The 22,457-nt window shown below is 62.4% G+C and carries 16 protein-coding genes and 4 tRNA genes; 12 read left to right on the forward strand and 8 right to left on the reverse strand.

The window, feature by feature from the left end:
• Positions 1-95: 95 nt before the first annotated feature.
• The 4 genes from OKC29_RS15920 to OKC29_RS15935 form a co-directional block, all read right to left on the reverse strand.
• Positions 96-172 (reverse strand) — tRNA-Pro (locus tag OKC29_RS15920).
• Positions 173-244: 72 nt separating this feature from the next.
• A tRNA-Leu gene (locus OKC29_RS15925) sits at positions 245-330 on the reverse strand.
• A gap of 20 nt (positions 331-350) precedes the next feature.
• Positions 351-426 (reverse strand) — tRNA-His (locus OKC29_RS15930).
• A gap of 50 nt (positions 427-476) precedes the next feature.
• Positions 477-553: transfer RNA gene (locus OKC29_RS15935), tRNA-Arg, on the reverse strand.
• A 260-nt stretch (positions 554-813) separates the two neighbouring features.
• Here OKC29_RS15935 and OKC29_RS15940 point away from each other — a divergent pair.
• From OKC29_RS15940 to OKC29_RS15985, 10 genes are all read left to right on the forward strand, one after another.
• Positions 814-1,377 carry a TetR/AcrR family transcriptional regulator gene (locus tag OKC29_RS15940; RefSeq protein ID WP_016348886.1) on the forward strand — a complete coding sequence of 188 codons (564 nt, stop codon included), beginning with the start codon at positions 814-816 and terminating at the stop codon, positions 1,375-1,377.
• A gap of 32 nt (positions 1,378-1,409) precedes the next feature.
• Positions 1,410-2,516 (forward strand): efflux RND transporter periplasmic adaptor subunit, encoded by a 1,107-nt coding sequence (locus OKC29_RS15945; RefSeq protein ID WP_011704066.1) that lies wholly within the window; start codon positions 1,410-1,412, stop codon positions 2,514-2,516.
• Positions 2,517-2,531: 15 nt separating this feature from the next.
• Positions 2,532-5,612, forward strand: coding sequence for a multidrug efflux RND transporter permease subunit (locus OKC29_RS15950; RefSeq protein ID WP_016348885.1), 3,081 nt, complete (start codon positions 2,532-2,534; stop codon positions 5,610-5,612).
• A gap of 122 nt (positions 5,613-5,734) precedes the next feature.
• On the forward strand, positions 5,735-7,702 hold the full coding sequence (locus OKC29_RS15955) for an ATP-binding protein (protein WP_174892449.1): 1,968 nt from the start codon (positions 5,735-5,737) through the stop codon (positions 7,700-7,702).
• Between the two features lie 76 nt (positions 7,703-7,778).
• Positions 7,779-9,128 (forward strand): glutathione-disulfide reductase, encoded by a 1,350-nt coding sequence (gorA, locus tag OKC29_RS15960; RefSeq protein ID WP_073352253.1) that lies wholly within the window; start codon positions 7,779-7,781, stop codon positions 9,126-9,128.
• Between the two features lie 348 nt (positions 9,129-9,476).
• Positions 9,477-11,159 (forward strand): potassium-transporting ATPase subunit KdpA, encoded by a 1,683-nt coding sequence (gene kdpA / locus OKC29_RS15965; protein WP_073352254.1) that lies wholly within the window; start codon positions 9,477-9,479, stop codon positions 11,157-11,159.
• A gap of 55 nt (positions 11,160-11,214) precedes the next feature.
• Complete coding sequence (gene kdpB, locus OKC29_RS15970; RefSeq protein ID WP_073352256.1) at positions 11,215-13,272, forward strand: potassium-transporting ATPase subunit KdpB; 2,058 nt, start codon at positions 11,215-11,217, stop codon at positions 13,270-13,272.
• A gap of 256 nt (positions 13,273-13,528) precedes the next feature.
• Entirely contained in the window at positions 13,529-14,056 is a 528-nt protein-coding gene (locus OKC29_RS15975) for a potassium-transporting ATPase subunit C (protein WP_073352258.1), read from the forward strand.
• Positions 14,057-14,159: 103 nt separating this feature from the next.
• A complete protein-coding gene (locus tag OKC29_RS15980; RefSeq protein ID WP_073352260.1) occupies positions 14,160-16,748 on the forward strand; it encodes a sensor histidine kinase in 2,589 nt (862 codons plus the stop codon).
• A 30-nt stretch (positions 16,749-16,778) separates the two neighbouring features.
• Positions 16,779-17,462 (forward strand): response regulator, encoded by a 684-nt coding sequence (locus OKC29_RS15985; protein ID WP_011704058.1) that lies wholly within the window; start codon positions 16,779-16,781, stop codon positions 17,460-17,462.
• A 4-nt stretch (positions 17,463-17,466) separates the two neighbouring features.
• Here OKC29_RS15985 and OKC29_RS15990 read toward each other — a convergent pair whose 3' ends face one another.
• On the reverse strand, positions 17,467-18,594 hold the full coding sequence (locus OKC29_RS15990; protein ID WP_073352262.1) for a multidrug effflux MFS transporter: 1,128 nt from the start codon (positions 18,592-18,594) through the stop codon (positions 17,467-17,469).
• A 92-nt stretch (positions 18,595-18,686) separates the two neighbouring features.
• On the opposite strand from OKC29_RS15990, the gene OKC29_RS15995 reads away from it, so the two are divergent.
• Entirely contained in the window at positions 18,687-19,511 is an 825-nt protein-coding gene (locus tag OKC29_RS15995) for an AraC family transcriptional regulator (protein ID WP_073352264.1), read from the forward strand.
• Here the strand turns inward: OKC29_RS15995 and OKC29_RS16000 are convergent.
• Positions 19,441-19,674 (reverse strand): hypothetical protein, encoded by a 234-nt coding sequence (locus OKC29_RS16000; protein ID WP_073352266.1) that lies wholly within the window; start codon positions 19,672-19,674, stop codon positions 19,441-19,443. The two genes, OKC29_RS15995 and OKC29_RS16000, sit on opposite strands and share 71 nt — an antisense overlap.
• Positions 19,675-19,957: 283 nt before the next feature.
• Between OKC29_RS16000 and OKC29_RS16005 the strand changes: the two genes are divergently transcribed.
• Positions 19,958-21,208, forward strand: a complete 1,251-nt coding sequence (locus tag OKC29_RS16005; RefSeq protein WP_049045655.1) for a valine--pyruvate transaminase — start codon at positions 19,958-19,960, stop codon at positions 21,206-21,208.
• Positions 21,209-21,280: 72 nt separating this feature from the next.
• Here OKC29_RS16005 and OKC29_RS16010 read toward each other — a convergent pair whose 3' ends face one another.
• Together OKC29_RS16010 and OKC29_RS16015 are read right to left on the reverse strand one after the other, a co-directional pair.
• Positions 21,281-21,718: an Hsp20 family protein gene (locus OKC29_RS16010; RefSeq protein ID WP_049045656.1), complete on the reverse strand. Its 438-nt coding sequence runs from the start codon at positions 21,716-21,718 to the stop codon at positions 21,281-21,283.
• Between the two features lie 92 nt (positions 21,719-21,810).
• On the reverse strand, positions 21,811-22,224 hold the full coding sequence (locus OKC29_RS16015; RefSeq protein ID WP_010635612.1) for an Hsp20 family protein: 414 nt from the start codon (positions 22,222-22,224) through the stop codon (positions 21,811-21,813).
• Between the last annotated feature and the right edge of the window lie 233 nt (positions 22,225-22,457).

Genomic DNA, 22,457 nt, shown 5'->3' on the forward strand with positions numbered 1-22,457 from the left:
ACAGAAATGTAAACAGACGTGACAGAAACCTGCGGCAGCAGGCTGGCAGACGACAGAAAGCAAAAAACCCCGCCTGAGCGGGGTTTTTCAGAATGTGGTCGGTGATAAAGGATTCGAACCTTTGACCCTCTGGTCCCAAACCAGATGCGCTACCGGGCTGCGCTAATCACCGAGGCTTTAAAAAAGCTTTCTTTTCAAAACACAAAGACGACCATGAATGGTCATCCTCGTCATACAGCAAGTATGGTGCGAAGAGAGGGACTCGAACCCTCACACCCGGGGGGCACTAACACCTGAAGCTAGCGCGTCTACCAATTCCGCCACCTTCGCATACCTGACAAGCTGTAAAATGGGGTGGCTGATGGGGCTCGAACCCACGACAACCGGAATCACAATCCGGGACTCTACCAACTGAGCTACAGCCACCACAGCTGTTTTCGTTCTTCAACTCGCCCGCTTAACCGGCGCACTTTTGATGGTGCGCCCGACAGGATTCGAACCTGTGACCTCTGCCTCCGGAGGGCAGCGCTCTATCCAGCTGAGCTACGGGCGCTACGCTGTCGAACGGGGCGCAATATTAATGATGGGGACCCACCTTGTCTACTATTTTTTTATCCCACAGAATCAACCGCTTGTTTTTCCATCGTTTCTGGCTTTTTTTAAGCGTTTTTGTTTCATTCAGGCTGGATCCAGCCCCGCTCCGTTACTTTTGGCTCCCCCCACATAGCAATCCGATGATGGGCAAAACTTGACTTGCCTCAAAGCCCCCCTAGAATGAATGAACGTTCATTCAGCCGTTGTGATCATCCCGTCATGAACAAGAAAGAACGCATTTTCGATGCGGCTCATGAAGTACTCGGCGAACAGGGTTTCCACGGCCTCTCCATTGCCGTGGTGGCCAAGAAAGCCAGAGTGGCGGCAGGCACCATCTATCGCTATTTCAGCGACAAGGATGACCTGATCCGCCAACTCTATCGGCACACCATCCTCCAGTGTCATCCCCTGGTCATGGAAGGCGTGCAGACAGAGGAGGTATCGTTCGAACAATTTCGGCGTTTGTGGCTCAACATCCACGCCATCTTTGTCGACGAACCGAACGCGCTCAAATGCAAATTGCAGTATGAAACGTCCCCGCTGGGAGCAGAGCTGGAGCAGGACCCGGTCATCAAGGCCGCCTGGGCCCCACTGGATCGCTTCTTCGAACGGGGCCTGGAACAGGGTCTGTTTATCGACCTGCCCGTCCGGGTACTGCAGGTGCTGAGCCTGGATTGCGTGGCAAATATGGCGCTGCAAAGCCAGGTGCACCAATTCGAACTGACGCAAGACCAGCTGGAAGCCGTGATCCGGGCCTGCTGGCGAGCTATTTTGACCCCTTAAACATTGCACTCATATCTCAGGAGCGAGAGTTCATGAAAAAGTGGATGAGCATCATGTTGCTCATCGCGCTGGCCCTGTTCGGCAGCGTGATTGGCTTCAACCTGTTCAAGCAAAAGATGATAGCCAACTACATGGCCAACATGCCGGAGCCCGAGTTTCCAGTCACCACCCACAAGGTGGAGACCCGCGACTGGGTGCCGACCATCGAGGCCATCGGTTTCATCGAACCCAACCAGGGGGTAACCCTGTCAACCGAGCAATCCGGTACCATCGACAGCATCTCCTTCGAGTCGGGTGATACCGTCAAGCCGGATCAGCTGCTGCTGAGCCTGGATGCCAGCGTCGAGAAGGCCAACCTGCGCGCCTCCATGGCCAAGCTGCCGGCGGCCAAGGCCAAGTTCGATCGCTATCAGAACCTGTTCACCAAGGGCTCCATCTCCCGCGACCAGCTGGACGACACCGAGGCGACCTACCGCTCCCTCGAGGCCGATATCGAGAGTCTGAAATCGACCATCGCCCGCCGCGAAGTGCGCGCACCGTTTGCCGGTGTAGTCGGCCTGCGCAACGTCTTCCTCGGTCAGTACCTGCAACCGGGTACCGACATCGTCCGGCTGGAAGACACCAGCGTGATGCGCCTGCGCTTCACCGTGCCGCAGACCGATATCTCCCGCATTCGCCTGAATCAGGACATCCTGATCAACGTGGATTCCTACCCGCATCGCCAGTTCAAGGGCCACATCAGCGCCATCGAACCGGCCGTCAACTACCAGAGCGGCCTGATCCAGGTGCAGGCGGACATCCCCAACAACGACGGCCAGCTGCGCTCCGGCATGTTTGCCCGCGCCAGCATTCTGCTGCCGGCCCAGAAGGACCAGATCGTGCTGCCGCAGACCGCCATCACCTTTACCCTGTATGGCGAGAACGTCTACCTGGTCAAAGAGAAGGATGGCGTGAAGCGCGTCGAGCAGGTGGTGGTCAAGGTCAGCGAGCGCAAGGGCAACGATGCGCACGTGGTCTCCGGCATCAAGGCGGGTGACGAAGTGGTCATGTCCGGCCAGGTACGCCTGAGCAACGGCGCCAAAGTGAAAATCGTGCAGGACCAGGGCCTGAAGGTTCCGGACCAGGTTCCCATGCTGTAAAACGCGGAGAGACAGATGCGCTTTACCGATATATTCATCAAGCGGCCCATCCTGGCCATCTCGATCAGCTTTCTGATCGCGTTGCTGGGTGTCCAGGCCGTGTTCAAGATGCAGGTGCGGGAATACCCCGAGATGACCAACACGGTCGTCACGGTCAGCACCAGCTACTATGGCGCGAGTGCCGACCTGATCCAGGGCTTCATCACCCAGCCACTGGAACAGGCCATCGCCCAGGCGGACAACATCGACTTCATGACGTCGTCCACCCAGCTCGGCAGCTCGACCATCACTGCCTACATGAAGCTCAACACCAACCCGAATGCGGCCCTGTCCGACATTCTGGCCAAGGTCAACTCGGTACGTTCCCAGTTGCCGAAGGAGTCGGAAGATCCCTCGGTGACCATGTCGACCGGCTCGACCACGGCGGTGCTCTACATCGGCTTTACCAGCCCAGAGCTCAACGCCAGCCAGATCACCGACTACCTGGAGCGGGTCATCAAGCCCCAGCTCTTCACCGTCGGCGGCGTCTCCAAGGTCGACATGTACGGTGGTACCAAGTACGCCCTGCGGGTGTGGCTGGATCCGGCCAAGATGGCGGCGTTCAACCTGACCGCCGCGGACGTGATGAGCGTGCTCAACAGCAACAACTATCAGTCCGCCACCGGCCAGGCCACCGGCTACTTCACCCTCTACAACGGCAATGCCGAGACCCAGGTCAATACTACCGAAGAGCTCGAGCGCCTGGTGGTGGCCACCCGTGACAGCAAGGTAATCCGTCTGGCAGACATCGCCAAGGTCAGCCTGGAGAAGAGCCACGATACGTATCGCGCCACCGCCAACGGCCGCGAGGCCGTGGTACTGGCCATCAACGCGGCGCCGACCGCCAACCCGATCAACATCGCCCACGACGTGCTGGAGATGCTGCCGAGCCTGAAGAGCAACATGCCGAGCACCATGGAGGCCAATGTCCTCTATGACTCGACCGTTGCCATCAACGAGTCGATCAGCGAGGTTATCAAGACCATCGCCGAGGCAGCCGCCATCGTGCTGGTGGTGATCACTCTGTTCCTGGGTTCGTTCCGGGCGGTCATCATCCCGATTATCACCATTCCCCTCAGCCTGATCGGGGTGGTGATGGTGATGCAGATGTTCGGCTTCTCCATCAACCTGATGACCCTGCTGGCCATGGTGCTGGCCATCGGTCTGGTGGTGGATGACGCCATCGTGGTGCTGGAGAACGTGGATCGCCACGTCAAGGAGGGGGAAGAACCGTTCCGGGCCGCCATCATAGGCACCCGTGAAATCGCCGTGCCGGTCATCGCCATGACGGTCACCCTGGCCGCCGTGTATGCGCCGATCGCCCTGATGGGGGGCATCACCGGCTCCCTGTTCAAGGAGTTTGCCCTCACCCTGGCCGGCGCCGTGTTCGTGTCGGGCATCATAGCGCTGACCCTGTCACCCATGATGTGCGCCAAGATGCTCAAGGCCAACGAAGAGCCGGGCAAGTTCGAGAGCAAGGTGCATCATCTGCTCGACCGCATGACGGTCCGCTACGATGCCATGCTGCACGCCGTGATGCAGAAGCGCATCGTGGTGGTGCTGTTCGCCGTCATCGTCTTCGCCAGCCTGCCGATGCTGTTCAAGTTCATTCCGAGCGAACTGGCACCGAACGAAGACAAGGGCGTCATGGCCGTGCTGGGTACCGCCCCCTCCAACGTCAACCTGGACTACATCCAGGGCACCATGGAGCAGGTGAACAAGGTGCTGGACGAACAGCCGGAAGTGGCCTTCTCCCAGGTCTTCTCCGGAGTGTTCAACGCCAACCAGGCGTTCGGTATCGCCTCCATGGTGCCGTGGAGCCAGCGTGAAGCGAGCCAGAAAGAGGTGCTGGAACGGGTTGGCAAGCTGGTCGAGAACGTGCCCGGCATGTCCATCACCACCTTCCAGTTCCCGGAATTGCCGGGTGCCTCGAGCGGCCTGCCGATCCAGTTCGTCATCACCACGCCGAACAACTTCGAGAGCCTCTATCAGGTGGCAAGCGAGATCCTGACCGCAGCCCAGGGGAGCGGACGCTTCGTCTACTCCGAGCTGGACCTGCAGTACGACTCCGCCACCATGAAGATCAAGATCGACAAGGACAAGGCGGGTGCCTACGGCATCACCATGCAGGACATCGGCATCACCCTGGGCACTATGATGTCGGACGGTTACGTCAACCGGATCGACCTGGATGGCCGCTCCTACGAGGTGATCCCGCAGGTCGAGCGCAAATACCGCCTCAACCCCGAGTCGATCAAGGGCTACTACGTGCGGGCGGCCGACGGCCAGTCCATCCCGCTCGGCAGCCTGATCAGCATCGAGGTGGTCGGCGAGCCGCGCGCCCTGCCCCACTTCAACCAGCTCAACTCGGCCACCATAGGTGCCGTGCTGATGCCGGGCACCACCATGGGCAACGCCATCGCCTGGCTGGATGCCACCGCCAGCGAGAAGCTGCCGCAGGGTTACCGTTACGACTACATGGGTGAAGCCCGCCAGTTCGTGACCGAAGGCAGCGCCCTGTACGCCACCTTCGCCCTGGCGCTGGCCATCATCTTCCTGGTGCTGGCGATCCAGTTCGAGTCGGCCCGCGACCCGCTGGTGATCATGGTCTCCGTACCGCTGGCCATCAGTGGCGCACTGATCGCGCTGGCCTGGGGTGCCGCCACCATGAACATCTACTCTCAGGTGGGTCTGATCACCCTGGTCGGCCTGATTACCAAGCACGGTATCCTGATCTGTGAGGTGGCCAAGGAGGAGCAGCTGCTGCACGGTCGCAACCGGATGGAAGCCGTGATGGCCGCCGCCAAGGTGCGTCTGCGCCCCATCCTGATGACCACGGCCGCCATGATCGCCGGTCTCATCCCGCTGCTCTATGCAACGGGGGCCGGGGCAGCCCAGCGCTTCAGCATCGGCATCGTGATCGTGGCCGGTCTGGCCATCGGCACCCTGTTCACCCTGTTCGTGCTGCCGGTGATCTACACCTACCTGGCCTCCGAACACAAACCGCTGCCGGTGTTTGACGAATCCATTCCGCCCAAGGCGAAAGGGAGTCATTAAAAACCGTTCTTAATCAACAAGGCCCCGTTTCGGGGCCTTGTTTTTATCACGCTAACGAAACACGACATAAGTGCATGAAGCAGTTAAACTAAATGGCAATATATCCAGACCGCAAGGACGCCATGTCAGGACTCTTCTCCAAGACCGCTAAGGCCGTCGGCCGTAACGGACTCTCATACCGCCTGCTCTCCTACATTCTGGTGTGCAGTACCGTATTGGCGATGATCATTACGGTGTTGCAGCTTGCCTGGGATTACCGCAAGGACGTGGCCGTGATCGAGGACAGCATCGGCCAGATCGAGGCCTCATTCCTGCAGCCCATCGCCGCCAGCCTGTGGAACCTGGACGAAGAGCAGGTCAAGGTACAGATCGAAGGCATCATGAACCTGCCCAACATGCAGTTCGTGATGGTGAAGGAGATGCTCGGCAACTCGGAAGTGCCGCTGCTGACCCAGGGGGTGGAGCGGGAAAGCTACGACATCTCCCGCGAGTTCAACCTCACCTATCAGGGCGAAGTGGTGGGCAAGCTGTTCGTCGCCGCCTCGCTTGAGCAGATCTACCAGCGCCTGATCGAGAAATCGGTGCTGATCATGGTCAGCCAGACCATCAAGACCCTGGTGGTCTCGTTTTGCATCCTGATCATCATCTACTACCTGGTGGTGCGGCACCTCAACCGCATCGCCAACTATGCCCAGAAGTTCAATCTGGACCGGCTCGCCATCGAGCTGACCCTGGAGGGGCGCCCCCTGCCCCGCAAGAAACCCGACGAGCTCGACACCCTGGTCGCCACCCTCAACCAGATGCGTACCCGGCTGAACGACGAATTTGCGGCGCGCCATCAGGCCGCCGAGCAGCTGCAACAGGAGCGTGACTTCTCCGCCACCCTGATCAACTCGGCCAACATGGTCATCTGCTGCATGGAGCCGGACCTCAACATCGCCAGCATCAACCCGGCAGCCATTCTGCTGACCGGCTACCACCAGCAGGAGATACTGCAGCACAACTGGCTGGATCTGTTCGTCAGCAAGGCCCAGCGCGACGAGCTGGCGACCACCCTGGCCGATCACGGCTCCATCGAGGACAAAGAGGTCATCATGCATGACCAGCAGGGCCACGAGCTGGTGCTGCAGTGGACCTTCGCCCCCTTCTACGAGGGGCCCAACCTCAAGTATCTGATTGGCTTTGGCTACGACATCACCCGTCTCAAGAAGGTGGAGCGGGAGATCATCCAGCTCAACGAACAGCTGGAGGGCAAGGTGGTGGAGCGCACCCGCAGCCTGAGCGATGCCAACGACCAGCTGGGCAAGGCCTACGACGATCTGAAACAGGCCCAGCAGACCCTGGTGGAGTCGGAGAAGATGGCTTCCCTCGGTTCGCTGGTGGCCGGCGTGGCCCACGAGATCAACACCCCCATCGGTATCAGCGTGACCGCCTCCTCCTACCTGCAGGAGCGGGTGGCCGACTTCAAGCAGCACATCGACTCCAAGCAGCTGTCGCGCTCCTATCTCACCGAATTTACCGTCAACCTCGACGAGTCCATGCAGCTGCTGCAGGGCAACCTGCGCCGCGCCTCGGAGCTCATCGCCAGCTTCAAGCAGGTGGCGGTGGATCAGTCGTCCGAGGCACGCTACAACTTCAGCCTCGCCGACAACCTGCACCAGGTGGTGGTCTCCCTCGGCCACAAGCTGAAGAAGGCCCAATGCGAGGTGGATATCCAGTGCGATCCCAAGCTGTCGATCTTCTCCTTCCCCGGCAGTTTCACCCAGATCTATTCGAACCTGATCCTCAACTCCATCAACCACGGCTTCGACAACTGGGACAAACCCAAGAAGATCACCATCAAGGTGGAACAGCAGGGTGAAGAGCTGCTGATCGACTACAGCGACAACGGCCGCGGCATCCCGCCCGAGATCTTGCCGCGCATCTTCGACCCCTTCGTCACCTCCAAGCGGGGTCAGGGCGGCAGCGGGCTCGGCACCCACATCATCTACAACCTGGTGGTGCAGCTGCTGCGCGGTCGCATCAACTGCGTCAGCGAGCCGGACAACGGCGCCCAGTTCCATATTCGCTTGCCGATCCAACATAACTGAGCGCTGGCTCTTGTGAGCCAGCCGCTTTATCCCCATCATGCTGTGATTGCATTCTTAATGAGCGGAGAACCTCGCAATGGCACAGCATTTTGACTATATCGCCATCGGCGGCGGCAGCGGCGGCATCGCCTCGGCCAACCGGGCTGCCATGTACGGTAAGAAAGTTGCCCTGATTGAAGCCAAAGAGTTGGGTGGAACCTGCGTCAACGTCGGCTGCGTGCCGAAGAAGGCCATGTGGTATGCCGGCCAGATCGCCGATGCCCTGAAATATGGCGCCGACTACGGCTTCGACACCACCCTCAACCACTTCAACTGGGCCAAGCTGGTCGAGTCCCGCCAGGCCTACATCGGCCGCATTCATCAGTCCTACCAGAACGTGCTGGGCAAGAACCAGATCACCGTCATCAAGGGCTTCGCCCGCTTCGTCAGCAGCAACACCATCGAAGTGAATGGCGAGCAGTACAGCGCCGATCACATCCTGATCGCCACCGGCGGCCGTCCTGAAGTGCCGGCCATTCCGGGCGCCGAGCTGGGTATCGACTCCGACGGCTTCTTCGAGCTGCAAAGCCAGCCCAAACGGGTCGCCGTGGTAGGGGCCGGCTATATCGCGGTGGAGATCGCCGGGGTGATGCAGGCACTGGGCTCCGAGACCCATCTGGTGGTGCGCAAACACGCGCCGCTGCGCAACTTCGACCCCATGATCCACGAGACTCTGGTCGAAATCATGGCGCAGGAAGGGCCCAAGCTGCACACCCACGCCATTCCGAAAGCCGTGGTCAAGAACGCCGATGAGAGCCTGACCCTGCAGCTGGAAGATGGTCGCCACCTCACCGTCGACTGCCTGATCTGGGCCATCGGCCGCGTCCCGGCCACCGACAACCTCAATCTGGCCGCCGCCGGTATCGAGTTGGACGAGAAGGGCTTTATCCCGACCGACAAGTTCCAGAACACCGCCGTCGCCAACCTCTATGCCGTCGGTGACAACACCGGCCGCATCCAGCTCACCCCGGTGGCTGTTGCGGCGGGCCGCCGCCTCTCCGAACGGCTGTTCAACAACAAGCCGGGCGAGCACCTCAACTACGACCTGGTGCCGACCGTGGTGTTCAGCCACCCGCCCATCGGCACCATTGGCCTGACCGAGCCGGAAGCCATCGCCGAATACGGTGAAGAGCAGGTCAAGGCCTACCGCAGCCAGTTCACCGCCATGTACTCGGCGCTGACCCAGCATCGCCAGCCCACCCGGATGAAGCTGGTCTGCGTCGGCCCGGAAGAGAAGGTGGTCGGCCTGCACGGCATCGGCTTCGCCATGGACGAGATCCTGCAGGGCTTCGGCGTCGCCATGAAGATGGGCGCCACCAAGGCAGACTTCGACAACTGCGTCGCCATCCACCCGACCAGCGCGGAAGAGTTTGTGACCATGCGATAAGCATGTTTGAAACTGGCCTGTCACTATCAGACCAGTCTCAGTCAATTGCTACCAAACCCGGCTCAGGCCGGGTTTTTTGATCGCGACCCACCCCTCCACTTTGCCAACCCCCTTCTTTTTACGCCGATTTTACGCCAGCCAAATTGGGCTTTATGGCGCCTTTACGCCCGTTTTACATACCCTTTCAGCGTCAATGAGACCTATGGGATCGACACGGATATGCATCGATCCCTGACGCTAATTACCTCAACGGAGTCGTTATGAATTGGCTATATCTGCTGCTGGTCCTCGCCCTCGCGGGTTATCTGCTGCGCGCCCTCGCGCGCACCCATGAGTGAGGAACCGGATATGTGGCAAGAGATCATCTATCCAGTCGCGTTCGTACTGCTGGTGCTGCTGCCGGCGCCTCTGCTTGGCAACTACCTGTATCGGGTGTTTGAAGGCAAGAGTCGCTGGCTGGCCCCGCTTGAGCGCGCCACCCTGGCCTGCTGCGGCACGGACGGGCGCGAGCAGGACTGGAAGTCCTACGCCCTCAGCCTGCTGGCCTTCAACGGCGCCGGCTTCGGCCTGCTGTTCCTGATCCTGCTGGCACAGGGGCTGCTGCCCCTCAACCCGCAGCAGCTGCCCGGGCTGAACTGGCAACTCGCCTTCAACACCGCGGTCAGCTTCATGACCAACACCAACTGGCAGGCCTACTCCGGCGAAGCCAGCCTCTCCTACTTCAGCCAGATGGTGGGACTCACCACCCAGAACTTCGTCTCCGCCGCCACCGGCGCCGCCGTCGCCATCGCCCTGTTTCGCGGCATCGCCCGCCAGCAGACCACCCACCTCGGCAACTTCTGGCAGGATCTGGTGCGTTTCTGTCTCTACGTGCTGCTGCCGATGGCGCTGATCCTGGCGCTGCTGCTGGTCTGGCAGGGGGTGCCCCAGAGCCTGTCGGCCTACCTGCCGTTCCACGGGCTGGAAGGCCAGGAGCAGCTGCTGCCGCTCGGCCCGGCCGCCTCCCAGATCGCCATCAAGCAGCTCGGCTCCAACGGCGGTGGCTTCTTCGGCATCAACTCGGCCCATCCGTTCGAGAACCCGACCGCCCTCTCCAACTGGCTGGAGATGGTTGCCCTGCTGACGCTGGCCGCCGCCATGGTCTGCACCCTGGGGCGTTACGTGAAGGATCTAGCCCACAGCCGCGCCATCCTCATCGCCATGACCATCATGCTGGTGCTGGGGCTCTGCCTCGCCATCGGTCAGGAGCTGAAGCCGGATCCCGCCCTCGCCCACCTCACCAGCGAAGCCGGCAACTGGGAAGGCAAGGAGAGCCGCTTCGGTCCCGTGCTGTCCAGCATCTGGGAAGTGGCCACCACCGCCGCTTCCAACGGCTCGGTCAACGCCATGCACGACAGCTTCGCCCCGCTCGCCGGCATGGTCGCCATGATCAACATGCTGCTGGGTGAAGTGGTGTTCGGCGGCGTCGGTGCCGGCATCTACGGCATGATGCTGTTCGTGCTGCTGACCGTGTTCCTGTGCGGCCTGATGGTGGGGCGCACCCCCACCTATCTGGGCAAACGGCTCGGCATCACCGAGATGAAGTGGGTGGTCGCCAGCATGCTGGTGATGCCGGTCGGGGTATTGGTGATCGGCGGCATTACCCTGCTGATGCCGGACTCCGCCACCGTCATCGGCCACGACGGCCCCCACGGCCTGTCACGGCTGATCTATGCCTACGCCTCGGCCGCCGGCAACAACGGCTCCGCCTTCGCCGGCTTTGCCGCCGCCGACAGCTGGCAGTGCATCGCCATCGGGCTGGCCATGCTGCTCGGTCGCTTCGGCTACATCATTCCGGTTCTGGCCATCGCCGGCCAGCTGGCCCGCGCCCCGCGCCAGGAGCGAAGCGAGGGGGACTTCCCCGTCAGCGGCCCGCTCTTCATCACCCTGCTGATCGTCACCGTGCTGCTGATGGGGGGTCTCTCCTTCCTGCCGGTGCTGGCGCTGGGTCCGGTGGCGGAACACCTGAGCCTGCTGGGAGGTGCCTTCTGATGCTGCACACCCGACTGATCTGCGTGACCAACTATTCGATGCAGGGAGCTTTCCAATGAGCAAGTCCGCTTCAATGAGCACCGACACCATTCAGGTGAAGGGCAAGAAACAGAAATCACAGATCCTGCAGGCCATGGTGGAAGCCCTCTATCGCTTCAACCCCAGGGCGCTGTTTGGCAGCCCCATCCTGTTCACCCTCTGGCTGGCGGCCGTGATGGCGACCCTGGAGTCGCTGCTGGGGCAGCCGCTCTCCGGCGTTGCCCCTTCACTGGCCTGGCAGCTGACCGCCTGGCTCTGGCTCACCCTCTGGTTTGCCAACTTCGCCGAGACCCTGGCCGAGGGGCGCGGCAAGGCGCGGGCCGACAGCCTGAAGGCCGGCATGAGCCAGCTCAAGGCACGTCGGGTCACCAGCCCACAGGATGACAAGGGCGAATGGGTACCGGCCACCAGCCTGCTCAAGGGCGATCTGGTGCTGGTGCACAGCGGCGAGATGATCCCGGCCGACGGCGAAGTGGTCGCCGGCATCGCCTCGGTCAACGAGGCGGCCATCACCGGCGAATCCGCCCCCGTCATCCGCGAGTCGGGCACCGACCGCAGCGGCGTGACCGGCAACACCACCGTCGTCTCCGACCAGATCTGGGTGCACATCAGCAACAACCCGGGCGAAAGCACGCTGGATCGGATGATTGCACTGGTGGAAGGAGCCAAGCGGCAGAAGACCCCCAACGAGATGGCGCTGGACGCCCTGCTGGTGGGGCTGACCCTGATCTTCCTGCTGGTGGTGGCCACCCTGCCCTGGTTCCTCGACTACAACGGCACCCAGGTGCCCCGGCTCTATCTGCTGGCGCTGTTCATCACCCTGATCCCGACCACCATCGGCGGTCTGCTCTCCGCCATCGGCATCGCCGGCATGGACCGGCTGGTGAAGCTCAACGTGATCGCCAAGTCGGGCCGGGCGGTGGAAGCCGCCGGCGACGTGCGCACCCTGCTGCTGGACAAGACCGGCACCATCACCTTCGGCAACCGGATGGCAGACGAGCTGATCCCTGCCCCCGGCGTGGACCCCTCCCTGCTGGCCCAGGCCGCCATGCTGGCCTCGCTCGGCGACAATACGCCGGAGGGCAAATCCATCCTGACCCTGGCGGGCAAGAGCCACACCAGACCGAGCCAGCTGGAGAGCGACATCCTGATCCCCTTCAGCGCCGAGACCCGGCTGAGCGGGCTGGATCGCAACGGCCATCACTATCGCAAGGGGGCGGTGGACGCGGTGCTGCGCTACCTCTCGCTCGATCGCAAGGCGGTGCCCGAGCTCATCCTCAAATCAGTAGACAACATCGCCCGCCAGGGCGGCACCCCGCTGCTGGTCTGTACCCACGAGAAGCTGCTGGGGGTGGTGTTCCTCAAGGACATCATCAAGCCGGGCATCAAGGCCCGCTTCCAGATCCTGCGCCACATGGGGATCCGCACCGTGATGATCACAGGTGACAACCCGCTGACCGCCGCCGCCATCGCCGCCGAGGCCGGGGTGGACGACTTCATCGCCGAGGCGACGCCGGAGAAGAAGCTGGCCTACATCCGTCAGGAGCAGGCCGATGGCCGGCTGGTGGCCATGTGCGGGGACGGCGCCAACGACGCACCGGCGCTGGCCCAGGCCGACGTGGGGCTGGCCATGAACGAGGGGACCCAGGCCGCCAAGGAGGCGGGCAACTTGGTGGATCTCGACTCCAACCCCACCAAGCTGCTGGACGTGGTGCTGGTGGGCAAGCAGCTGCTGGTGACCCGCGGCGCCCTGACCACCTTCTCCATCGCCAACGACGTGGCCAAGTATTTCGCCATCCTGCCGGCCCTGTTCATCGCCGCCTATCCGCAGTTGGGGGTGCTGAACCTGATGCAGCTGGGCAGCCCGGAAAGCGCCATCCTGTCGGCCATCATCTTCAATGCCCTGATCATCGTCGCGCTGGTGCCGCTGGCCCTGCGCGGGGTCAGCCTGCAGGGCTCGGCCGCCAGCCTGCTGCGCCGCAACCTGCTGATCTACGGCGTCGGCGGCCTGATAGTGCCCTTCATAGGCATCAAGTTGATCGACTTGGTCATCACCGGCCTGGGGCTGGTGTGATGAAAACGCCGCGCGATGGTATCCACGGCCAGATCGTGCCCCCAAACATCGGCATCAAGCTGATCGACCTGGTCATCACCGGGCTGGGACTGGTGTGATGAAAATGCCGCGCGATGGTATCCACAGCCAGATCGTGCACCCATACATCGGCATCGAGCTGATCGACCTGGTCATCACCGGCCTGGGGCTGGTGTAACGGCATTACCGGATGCGGGGCAGACCCGCATCCACCCAACGCATTTGGAGCAAGAAAATCATGATAGCAATCAGAACCCTGCTGACCCTGACCCTGCTGCTGGGGGTGGCGTATCCGCTGGCCGTCACCGGGCTGGCCCAGCTTGTTTTCCCCTGGCAGGCCAACGGCAGCCTGCTCACCAACGACAAGCAGCAGGTGGTCGGCAGCGCCCTGCTGGCACAGAAGTTCGAGCGGGCCGACTACTTCCACTCTCGCCCCTCCGCCAGCGACTTCGCCACCATAGGCGGAGGCGCCAGCAACCTGGGGATGAGCTCGCCGCTGCGGGCCGAGTTTGCCGCCGCGGCGGCCAGGGCGCAGCCGGAAGCCAGGGACCCCGCCCTGCTGACCCGCTCCGCCTCCGGCCTCGATCCCCATCTGCCGCTCGCTGCAGCGCTGGCTCAGGTAGAGCGGGTCGCCGGGCAACGGGGGCTGGATCCCGTTCAATTGACGGAGCAGGTCAAGTCGGCGGCACAAGCTGGTATCCTTGGCCCGCAGGTGGTCAACATTCTCCAGTTGAACCTGCAACTCGATCATCAAAAGGGCGCCTGAGGGCGCTCCTTGCCGTTCGGGACAGGCTCCCTTTCGACAACGGGGACAAGCATGAGCAATGAGGTCACGGCCGCGGTTCGGCCGATGCAACGGGAGCACGGGGATGCGTGATGAGGTGAGGGCGGACGCCCTGCTGGCGAGCCTGGAACAGGAGCACAGGGGCAAGCTGAAGGTGTTTCTCGGTGCCGCCCCCGGCGTCGGCAAGACCTACGCCATGCTGCAGGCGGTGCGGGAGCAGGCCAGGGAGGGGGTCGACATCCTGATCGGGGTGGTGGAGACCCACGGCCGCCAGGAGACCCTGGCCCTGCTCGACAAGCTCGCCATCCAGCCGCGCAAGCTGCACCTGCACCGCCAGCAGCGGCTGGAGGAGATGGATCTGGACGGCCTGCTGGCCCGCAAGCCCGCCATCGCCGTGGTGGACGAGCTGGCCCACAGCAACGCCCCCGGCAGCCGCCACGAGAAGCGCTGGCAAGATGTGGAGGAGCTGCTGGGCGCCGGCATCGACGTCTACACCACCCTCAACGTGCAGCACCTGGAGAGCCTCAACGATCTGGTGTGGCAGCTGACCGGGGTCAGGGTCAAGGAGACCCTGCCGGATCAGGTGCTGCTGGAGGCCGACAGCCTGGTGCTGATCGACCTCCCCCCCAAGGAGTTGCTCGGCCGCCTCAAGGAGGGCAAGGTCTATGTGCCCCACCAGGCCAAGGCCGCCCTGCAGTCCTTCTTCTCTCTGAACAACCTCACCGCCCTGCGCGAGCTGGCGATGCAGACCGCCGCCAGCCACGTGGAGGGGGATCTGCAACTGCAGTGGCAGGCGGCCGGCAAGACCACACTGCCGCTGCGGGGCAAGCTGATGGTCTGCCTCGGCGATCAGCACGGCGCCGCCCTGGTGCGCTACGGTCACCGCTTCGCCCAGCGCCGCCAGCTGCCCTGGCTGGTGGTGCACATCGACAGCAAGGGGCAGCGCTCGGTCGAGCTGGAGCAGGCACTGGCGCTCGCTTCCCAGCTGGGTGCCAAGGTGTTGACCCTCTCCAGTCCGGCGGTGGCCGACACCCTGCTGGAGACCGCCGAGCAGCAGCAGGTGTCGCAACTGCTGCTGGGCAAACCCCACAAGGCCCCCTGGCGTCGCTCGCTGGTGCAACACCTGCTCAAGCAGGCGCAGGGGCTCGAGATCACGCTGGTGGATACCGAGAAGCGCAAGCCCAGCCTGGGCTTGCAGCCGCTCCACCCCAAGGACATTCGCCAGAGCCTGTTGGCGGTGGCCATCATGGGGACCACCTCGGCCGCCGTCTGGGGCCTCTCCCACTGGCTGCCGCCCGCCTCCCTGCCCATGCTGTTCGTGCTGGGGGTGCTGGCCACCGCGCTCACCACCAGCCTGATGCCCGCCATCCTGGCCGCGGTGCTGGGCTTCGTCGGCCACAATCTGCTGTTCACCGCCCCCTACTTCTCTTTGAGCGTGGCCAGCCACAGCGATCTGCTCACCCTGTTCGTGCTGCTGATCGTCGGCATCACGGCCGGGCGGCTCGCCTCCCGTCAGCGCCAACAGCTGATCGGCCTGCGCGAGACCCAGCAACTGGGCAACGCCCTGTTGTCGCTGAGCCAGGGACTGGCCACCGCCAGCAGTCCGGAAGAGGTGCTCAGACAGGGATCCCAAGCCATCTCGCTGGCGCTGGGCCAGCCGGTGTTCGCCCTCGATCAGCACTACCAGCACAGGGCCGGTTCGACCCAGCACAAGCCGGGGCAGACCGACAAGGCGGCCATCGACTGGTGTCTGGCCCAGAAGCAGAGCGCCGGCGCCCACACCGCCACCCTCAACGCGGCCGAAGCCCAGTACCACCACCTCAGCGATGAACTGGTGCTGGGGATAGTGCTGGCCAATCCGCTCGCCTCTTCGGCCGAGCATCAGCTGCAGGCCCTGCTCACCGATATCCGCGCCGCACTGGCCCGGATCGATCTCAACGAACGGCTGGCCGACAGCCAGCTGCAGGCGGAGACCGACCGGATGCGCGCCGCCCTGCTCTCCTCGGTCTCCCACGATCTGAAGACGCCGCTGGCCACCATCATGGGGGCCGGCAGCACCCTGCTGGAATATGGTGACCGGATCAGCAGCGAAGATCGCTGCGAGCTGCTGCACTCGGTGCAGGACGAGGCGCGTCGACTGCACAGCTATGTGCAGAACCTGCTGGACATGACCCGCATCGGCTCACCGGATTTCCAGCTGAAACGGGACTGGGTCGACCTGGCGGATCTGGTGGAGAACGCCCGCCGCCGGCTCGACTCCTCCTGGCGCCAGCACAAGCTGCTGGTGCACTTCGATCAGCAGATCCCCCGCCTCTATGTGCACGGCGCCCTGATCGAGCAGGTGCTGGTCAACATCCTCGACAACGCCTCCCGCTACTCGCCGGCCGGCACCCCCATCGAGTTCAAGGTGATGCTGGCGGACCCCGATCTCATCCTCGACATCATCGATATCGGGGTCGGCATCGCCGAGTCGGATCGGGACAAGATCTTCAATCTGTTCTACACCCAGCCGGTCGGCGACTGCGGCAGCCGCGGCACCGGACTTGGCCTCGCCATTTCCCGCGCTATGATAGAGGCCCACGGCGGCCGCATCTGGGCATTTTCCGGCCCCAACGGCAACGGCACCTGCATGCGCATCTCCCTGCCGCTGGCGCTCAATGCAGCCGCGGCCTGAACCTTTTTACTCTATCCAGCTGGAGGCTGAATGGCTCACATACTGGTCATCGACGACGAGGCGGCCATCCGCCGTTTTTTGCGGATCAGCCTGATCGCCGAGGGGCATCAGGTGAGCGAGGCGGTCGGCGTCAATGAGGGGCTGGCGCAGTATCGCCACCTCAATCCCGATCTGGTGATCCTGGACCTCGGCCTGCCGGACGGGGACGGCATCCAGGTATTGCAGGCCATTCGCGAGCACCATCAGCACCCGGTACTGGTGCTGTCGGCGCGGGATTCTGAACAGGAGAAGGTGCGCTTGCTGGATGCGGGGGCCAACGACTACATGAGCAAGCCGTTCGGCATCGGCGAGATGATGGCCCGCATCCGGGTACTGCTGCGCCAGCGGGCCGGGGTCAGCAGCGGCGAGCAGCGCCACTTCCCCCAGTGTGGGCTGACCCTGGACAGCAGCAGCCACAGGGTCACCCTGGGGGAGGAAGAGGTGCCCCTCTCCCGCAAGGAGTTCGCCCTGCTGCAGGCGCTGGTGTGCCACCCCGGCAAGCTGGTGCTGCAGACCCAGCTGCTCAACGACATCTGGGGGCCGAGCCACAAGGAGGACACCCACTACCTGCGCATCGTCATCGCCAGCCTGCGCAAGAAGCTGGGAGATAACCCCCAGCAACCCACGCTGATAGAAACCGAATCCGGCATCGGCTACCGCTTTATTGGCAGCTGATGTTTCACGTGGAACGACGCCAACCGCAGCACAGTGCCAACAGACCGCAACCACCGAGCAGCAGACCGAGATCCTGCAAGCTGGCTGCCACCGCCAACCCCAGGCTGAGCAACAGGTAGTAACCGAGCCCGAACAAGGCACCGGCACTGCCTGCCACCTCCCGATAAGCCAGCAGCGCCTGGCTCAGCACATTGGGGATCGCCAGCCCGAACGCCACCACCACCCCCATCATCGGCAGCAGGAACCAGAGCGAAGTCTGACTGGCCCACACCAGCCAGCCGGACCCCAGCGCCAACGCGGCGGCTAGCCGGATCAGCGAGGCAGGCGACCAGCCACGCCCCAGCAGGCGCTTGTTGAGCAGGCTGCCCCCCAGGGTCGCCAGCGCCAACAAGATGCCGGAGTAACCAAACTCGCCCGCACTCAACCCCAGCCCGGCAAACAGGAAGGGAGCCAGGCTGTAGTAGCCAAACAGCATGGTGTTGAACAGCGCCACCAGAGCCGCGCTGCGCCACAAGGCTGCATCACGCACCATCTGCTGTGCCAGCGGCCAGAGCGCCACCCGCTGGGTGATGGCCGGCCGGGTTTCCGGCAGTTGCCAGCAAGTGACCAGCAGCAATCCGATTGCCAACACCAGCAGGGCGCTGAATACCCCGAGATAGCCGAACCCGCTCGCCAGCTGGCCGCCGCTCACCAGCCCCAGCACCGGGCTCAGGGAGAGCGCGATGCCCATCACCGAAAAAACCCGCGCCAGATCACTGCCCTGATAGCTGTCGCGCAGCATGGTCTGGGTCACCACTGAGCCTACGGCGGCGCCGAAGGCCGCGATGACCCGGGCCAGCAACAGGGTTTCAAATTCGGTGGCCAGCAAAGCCAGCAGAGTCCCGGCGCCATAGGTCATCAGCCCCGCCAGCATGGCGGGACGCCGCCCGACCAGATCGCACAGTCTGCCCCAGCAGACCACGCCCGCCGCAAACGCCAGAAAATAGACCGACAGGGTCTGGGATGCCTGCCCTTCGCTCACCCGAAACTGGCTGGCGATATGGGTCAGCACCGGGCTGTAGATGGTCTCCACTATCTGCGGAAACATCATCAATCCGACCACCAGCCAGAGCGGTGGCAACTTGTTGTTCATGACAAACCTCCTTCACAAGAGGCCGTCATTCTAGAGTGATGCCGATTGTCCGATTACAATAAGCAGGACTATAAACATCAATAATCGGACACATGGCCTTTATTCTTCCCGATCACCCTTTTGACCCGGATCAGCACGATGGCAGCACCATCGGGATCGCCTCCGCCCTCGGCTGGCACGACTCCGGCCGTCATCAGCACAGGCGCCATCAGCTGCTGTTCGCCCAGGCCGGCTGCATGACCATAGAGCTGGAAGATCAGGTCTGCCTGCTGCCGCCGACGCGAGCGGCCTGGTTGCCGGCAGGGCTGCCCCATCGGGTGCTGATGCGCGGGGTGGTGGCGTATCGCTCCCTCTACTTCCAGCCGGAGCCCGGCTTGCCGACCGAGATGGCGGTGCTGGCGGTCAACCCGCTGCTGCGGGAGATCATCGAGCGGATGGCGATCTGGCCGTGGGACAAGCCAGCGGCGGAACAGCATTGCACGCTGGCGTTGTTGCAGGAGGAGTTGGCGCAAGCGCCGCGGGAATCCTGGCAGTTGCCGCTGCCGTCAGACCCACGTCTGGCCGGCTGGCTGCAGGAAGTGAAGCGGGGCGACACCCTGCCCGATCGGCTCAACCGGCTGGCCGAACGGGTGGGTGCCAGTGACAAGACCATAGGTCGTATCTTCATGCGGGAGACTGGCATGAGCTACCAGGCCTGGCGCCAGCAGTGGCGACTGTTGCGGGCACTGGAGCTGCTGGCCGAGGCCGAACCCATCAGCCGGGTGGCGGCAACGCTGGAGTTCGCCAGCGACAGCGCCTTCATCAGCTTCTTCAGACAGCACACGGGGCAGACCCCGCTGCGCTATCTCAACTCTCGGGGTGAGTCGCATCGGCCGAGCTCGCCTCCACCACCAGGGTCTCCAGCGCCAGCGGCTTGAGGTTGTGGATCGCCTCCTCCACCACTGTATGGGAAGCCTGCTGCTGCTGGGCCGCTATCTCCTGCGCCAGCTTGGCGCTGTCCAGTTCGGGTCTGGGGTACTCGTCGGCCATGACGTTCAGGCTCAGGCTGCTGGCAATCAAGGTTGCGATCAGGATTTTCATCTGGTGTGCTCCGGTGTGGTTGAGATGACCAGATAGCTATTCCAATTGTTGTGCCACATCTATAACGACATGATTTTGTTTAAATTAATAATTTTTAGATGGAAATTGGCGCCAGTTGGAAAACATCCTGTAGTCAGGATTGAACCAACAAGTGGTCATTTTCACCACGCTTAATTTTTGCCTGCTGTTCCACGTGGAACGTCCCATTTTTTTGATCGACACCCGCTTTTAAACTGAGCTATGGTGCTAGCTCCCCCGTAACTGACTCTGGATCTGTCACCGAATGGAATTTTCCTTGTTCGGCGAGAAGTTCACTCGCCATGCCGGTATTACCCAACTCATGGATGACCTTAATCAGGGGCTGACCAATCCGGACGCCATCATGCTGGGTGGCGGCAACCCGGCCCCCATCCCCGCCATGCTGGAACGCTTTCAGGCCGAGGCCAAGGGCCTGCTCGACAACGGCGAGCTGGTGAAGGCGATGGCCAACTACGATGGCCCCCAGGGCAAGGACAGGTTCACCAAGGCGCTGGCGGCCCTGCTCAGCAAGGAGCTGGGCTGGGACATCTCCGCCCGCAACATCGCCCTGACCAATGGCAGCCAGAACGCCTTCTTCTATCTGTTCAACCTGCTGGCGGGCGAATTTGCCGATGGCCGCAAGAAGAAGGTGCTGTTCCCGCTCGCCCCCGAGTACATTGGCTATGCCGACTCGGCACTGACGGACGACTACTTCGTGGCCTACAAGCCCACCATAGAGAAGCTGGCCGACGGCCAGTTCAAGTACCACGTGGACTTCGAGAGCCTGCAGGTGGGTGACGACATCGGGGTGATCTGCGTCTCCCGCCCCACCAACCCCACCGGCAACGTGCTGACCGATGAAGAGATCGAACACCTCGATCAGATTGCCCGCGACAAGGGCATTCCGCTGCTGATCGACAACGCCTACGGCGTCCCCTTCCCGGGCATCATCTTCAGCGAGGCCAAGCCGTTCTGGAACGCCAATACCATCCTCTGCATGAGCCTCTCCAAGCTCGGCCTGCCGGGCACTCGCTGCGGCATCGTCATCGCCGACGAGAAGATCATTCAGGCCATCACCAACCTGAGCGGTATCATCAATCTGGCGCCGGGCAGTCTGGGGCCCGCCATCACCATTCCGATGATCGAGAGCGGTGAGATCATCGCCCTCAGCGAGCAGGTGGTGAAACCCTTCTATCAGCAGAAGGCGGAGCTGGCGGTACAACTGCTGCGCGAGGCGATCCCCGATCCGCGCTTCCACATCCACAAGCCGGAAGGCGCCCTCTTCCTCTGGCTCTGGTTCGAGGGCTTGCCGATCCACTGTCAGGATCTGTACGAGCGACTAAAGGCGAAGAACCTGCTGATCGTGCCTGGCCACTACTTCTTCCCTGGCATCGACGACCCGGAGTGGCGTCACAGCCAGGAGTGCATCCGCCTCAACTACTCCCAGAGCGAGGAGCTGGTGCGGCGCGGCATCGCCATCCTGGCCGACGAGATCAACGCCCTCTACGCCGGCTAAGCCAGTTCGGCGATACAAAAACAGAGAGGCCTGCACATGCAGGCCTCTCTTGTTTATTGCGCGCCGGTTGGCTTAACCGGGCAGTGCCAGCTGATCGGGCTTGCCGATGGGGATGGCACGAGGCTTGAGCGCCTCCGGCAGCTCGCGCGCCAGATCGATGGTCAGCAGGCCATGCTCCAGCTTGGCGCCCTGCACTTCCACATGCTGGCTCAGCTTGAAGGCGAGCTCGAAGTCGCGTTCAGCGATCCCCCGATGGAGGAACTGGCGTTCATCGGCGGCGGCTTTGCGCCCCTTCACCTTGAGGGTGCCGTTTTCGGTCTCCAGCTCCAGCTCTTCACGCTCGAAGCCGGCCACGGCAACCGTGATGCGATAGCCATCGTGATCGCGCTTTTCGATGTTGTACGGGGGGTAAGCGGCGGTCTTCTGCTCGAACAGACCTTCCAGCTCACGGGCCATCCGCTCGAAGCCGACGGCGTTGGAATAGAGATGAGAAAAATCGAGGTTACGCATAATCCTATCCTTCTATAAGCAACAGGTTTCATTTCTCCACGGGCCCGTCATCGGCACCCGGGAAACGTCAACAATTCAATGAGGTCAGGCTATCAGCCGTTGATCTCGATCTTGCGCGGCTTCATCGCCTCGGGCACTTCGCGCACCAGGTCGATGTGAAGCAGACCGTTTTTCAGATCGGCACCCTTCACCCGCACATAGTCAGCCAGCTGGAAGCGACGCTCGAAACCGCGTTCGGCTATGCCTTGGTAGAGGTAGTTGCGCTCGGTATCGGCCTGCTTGTTGCCCTTCACCGTCAGCAGATTTTCCTGGAAGCTCAGCTCCAGCTCTTCCTGGGTAAAGCCCGCCACCGCCATGCTGATGCGGTAGTCGCTGTCACCCAGCTGCTCGATGTTGTAGGGGGGATAACCGGCATTGCCATTGCTGGCCGCAGATTCGATGAGATTGGCCAGACGATCGAAACCAATAGCAGAACGATAGAGCGGAGAAAAGTCGATTGAACGCATAGTATTATCCTCTTTTGAGCGATAACTGATTGTTTGCCCTCCTGATGGACGGGCGCCTGGTCGAAACCTCTGTCGAGCGTTCCGGCCTTGTTATCTATATAGGGGCCCGCTTTCGGCTTTCAAGGGTCCTGATCGAAAAATCTTCTCGCCACCCGTTGCAGGCCTTTGCCACATTCAACTTTCTCCCCCAGTCACAACATGGCACCCTGAGTGGAGATTTTGAGGAGCCACAT

The organism is Aeromonas sp. QDB34 (assembly GCF_027705405.1).
GTDB classification, from domain to species: domain Bacteria; phylum Pseudomonadota; class Gammaproteobacteria; order Enterobacterales; family Aeromonadaceae; genus Aeromonas; species Aeromonas hydrophila.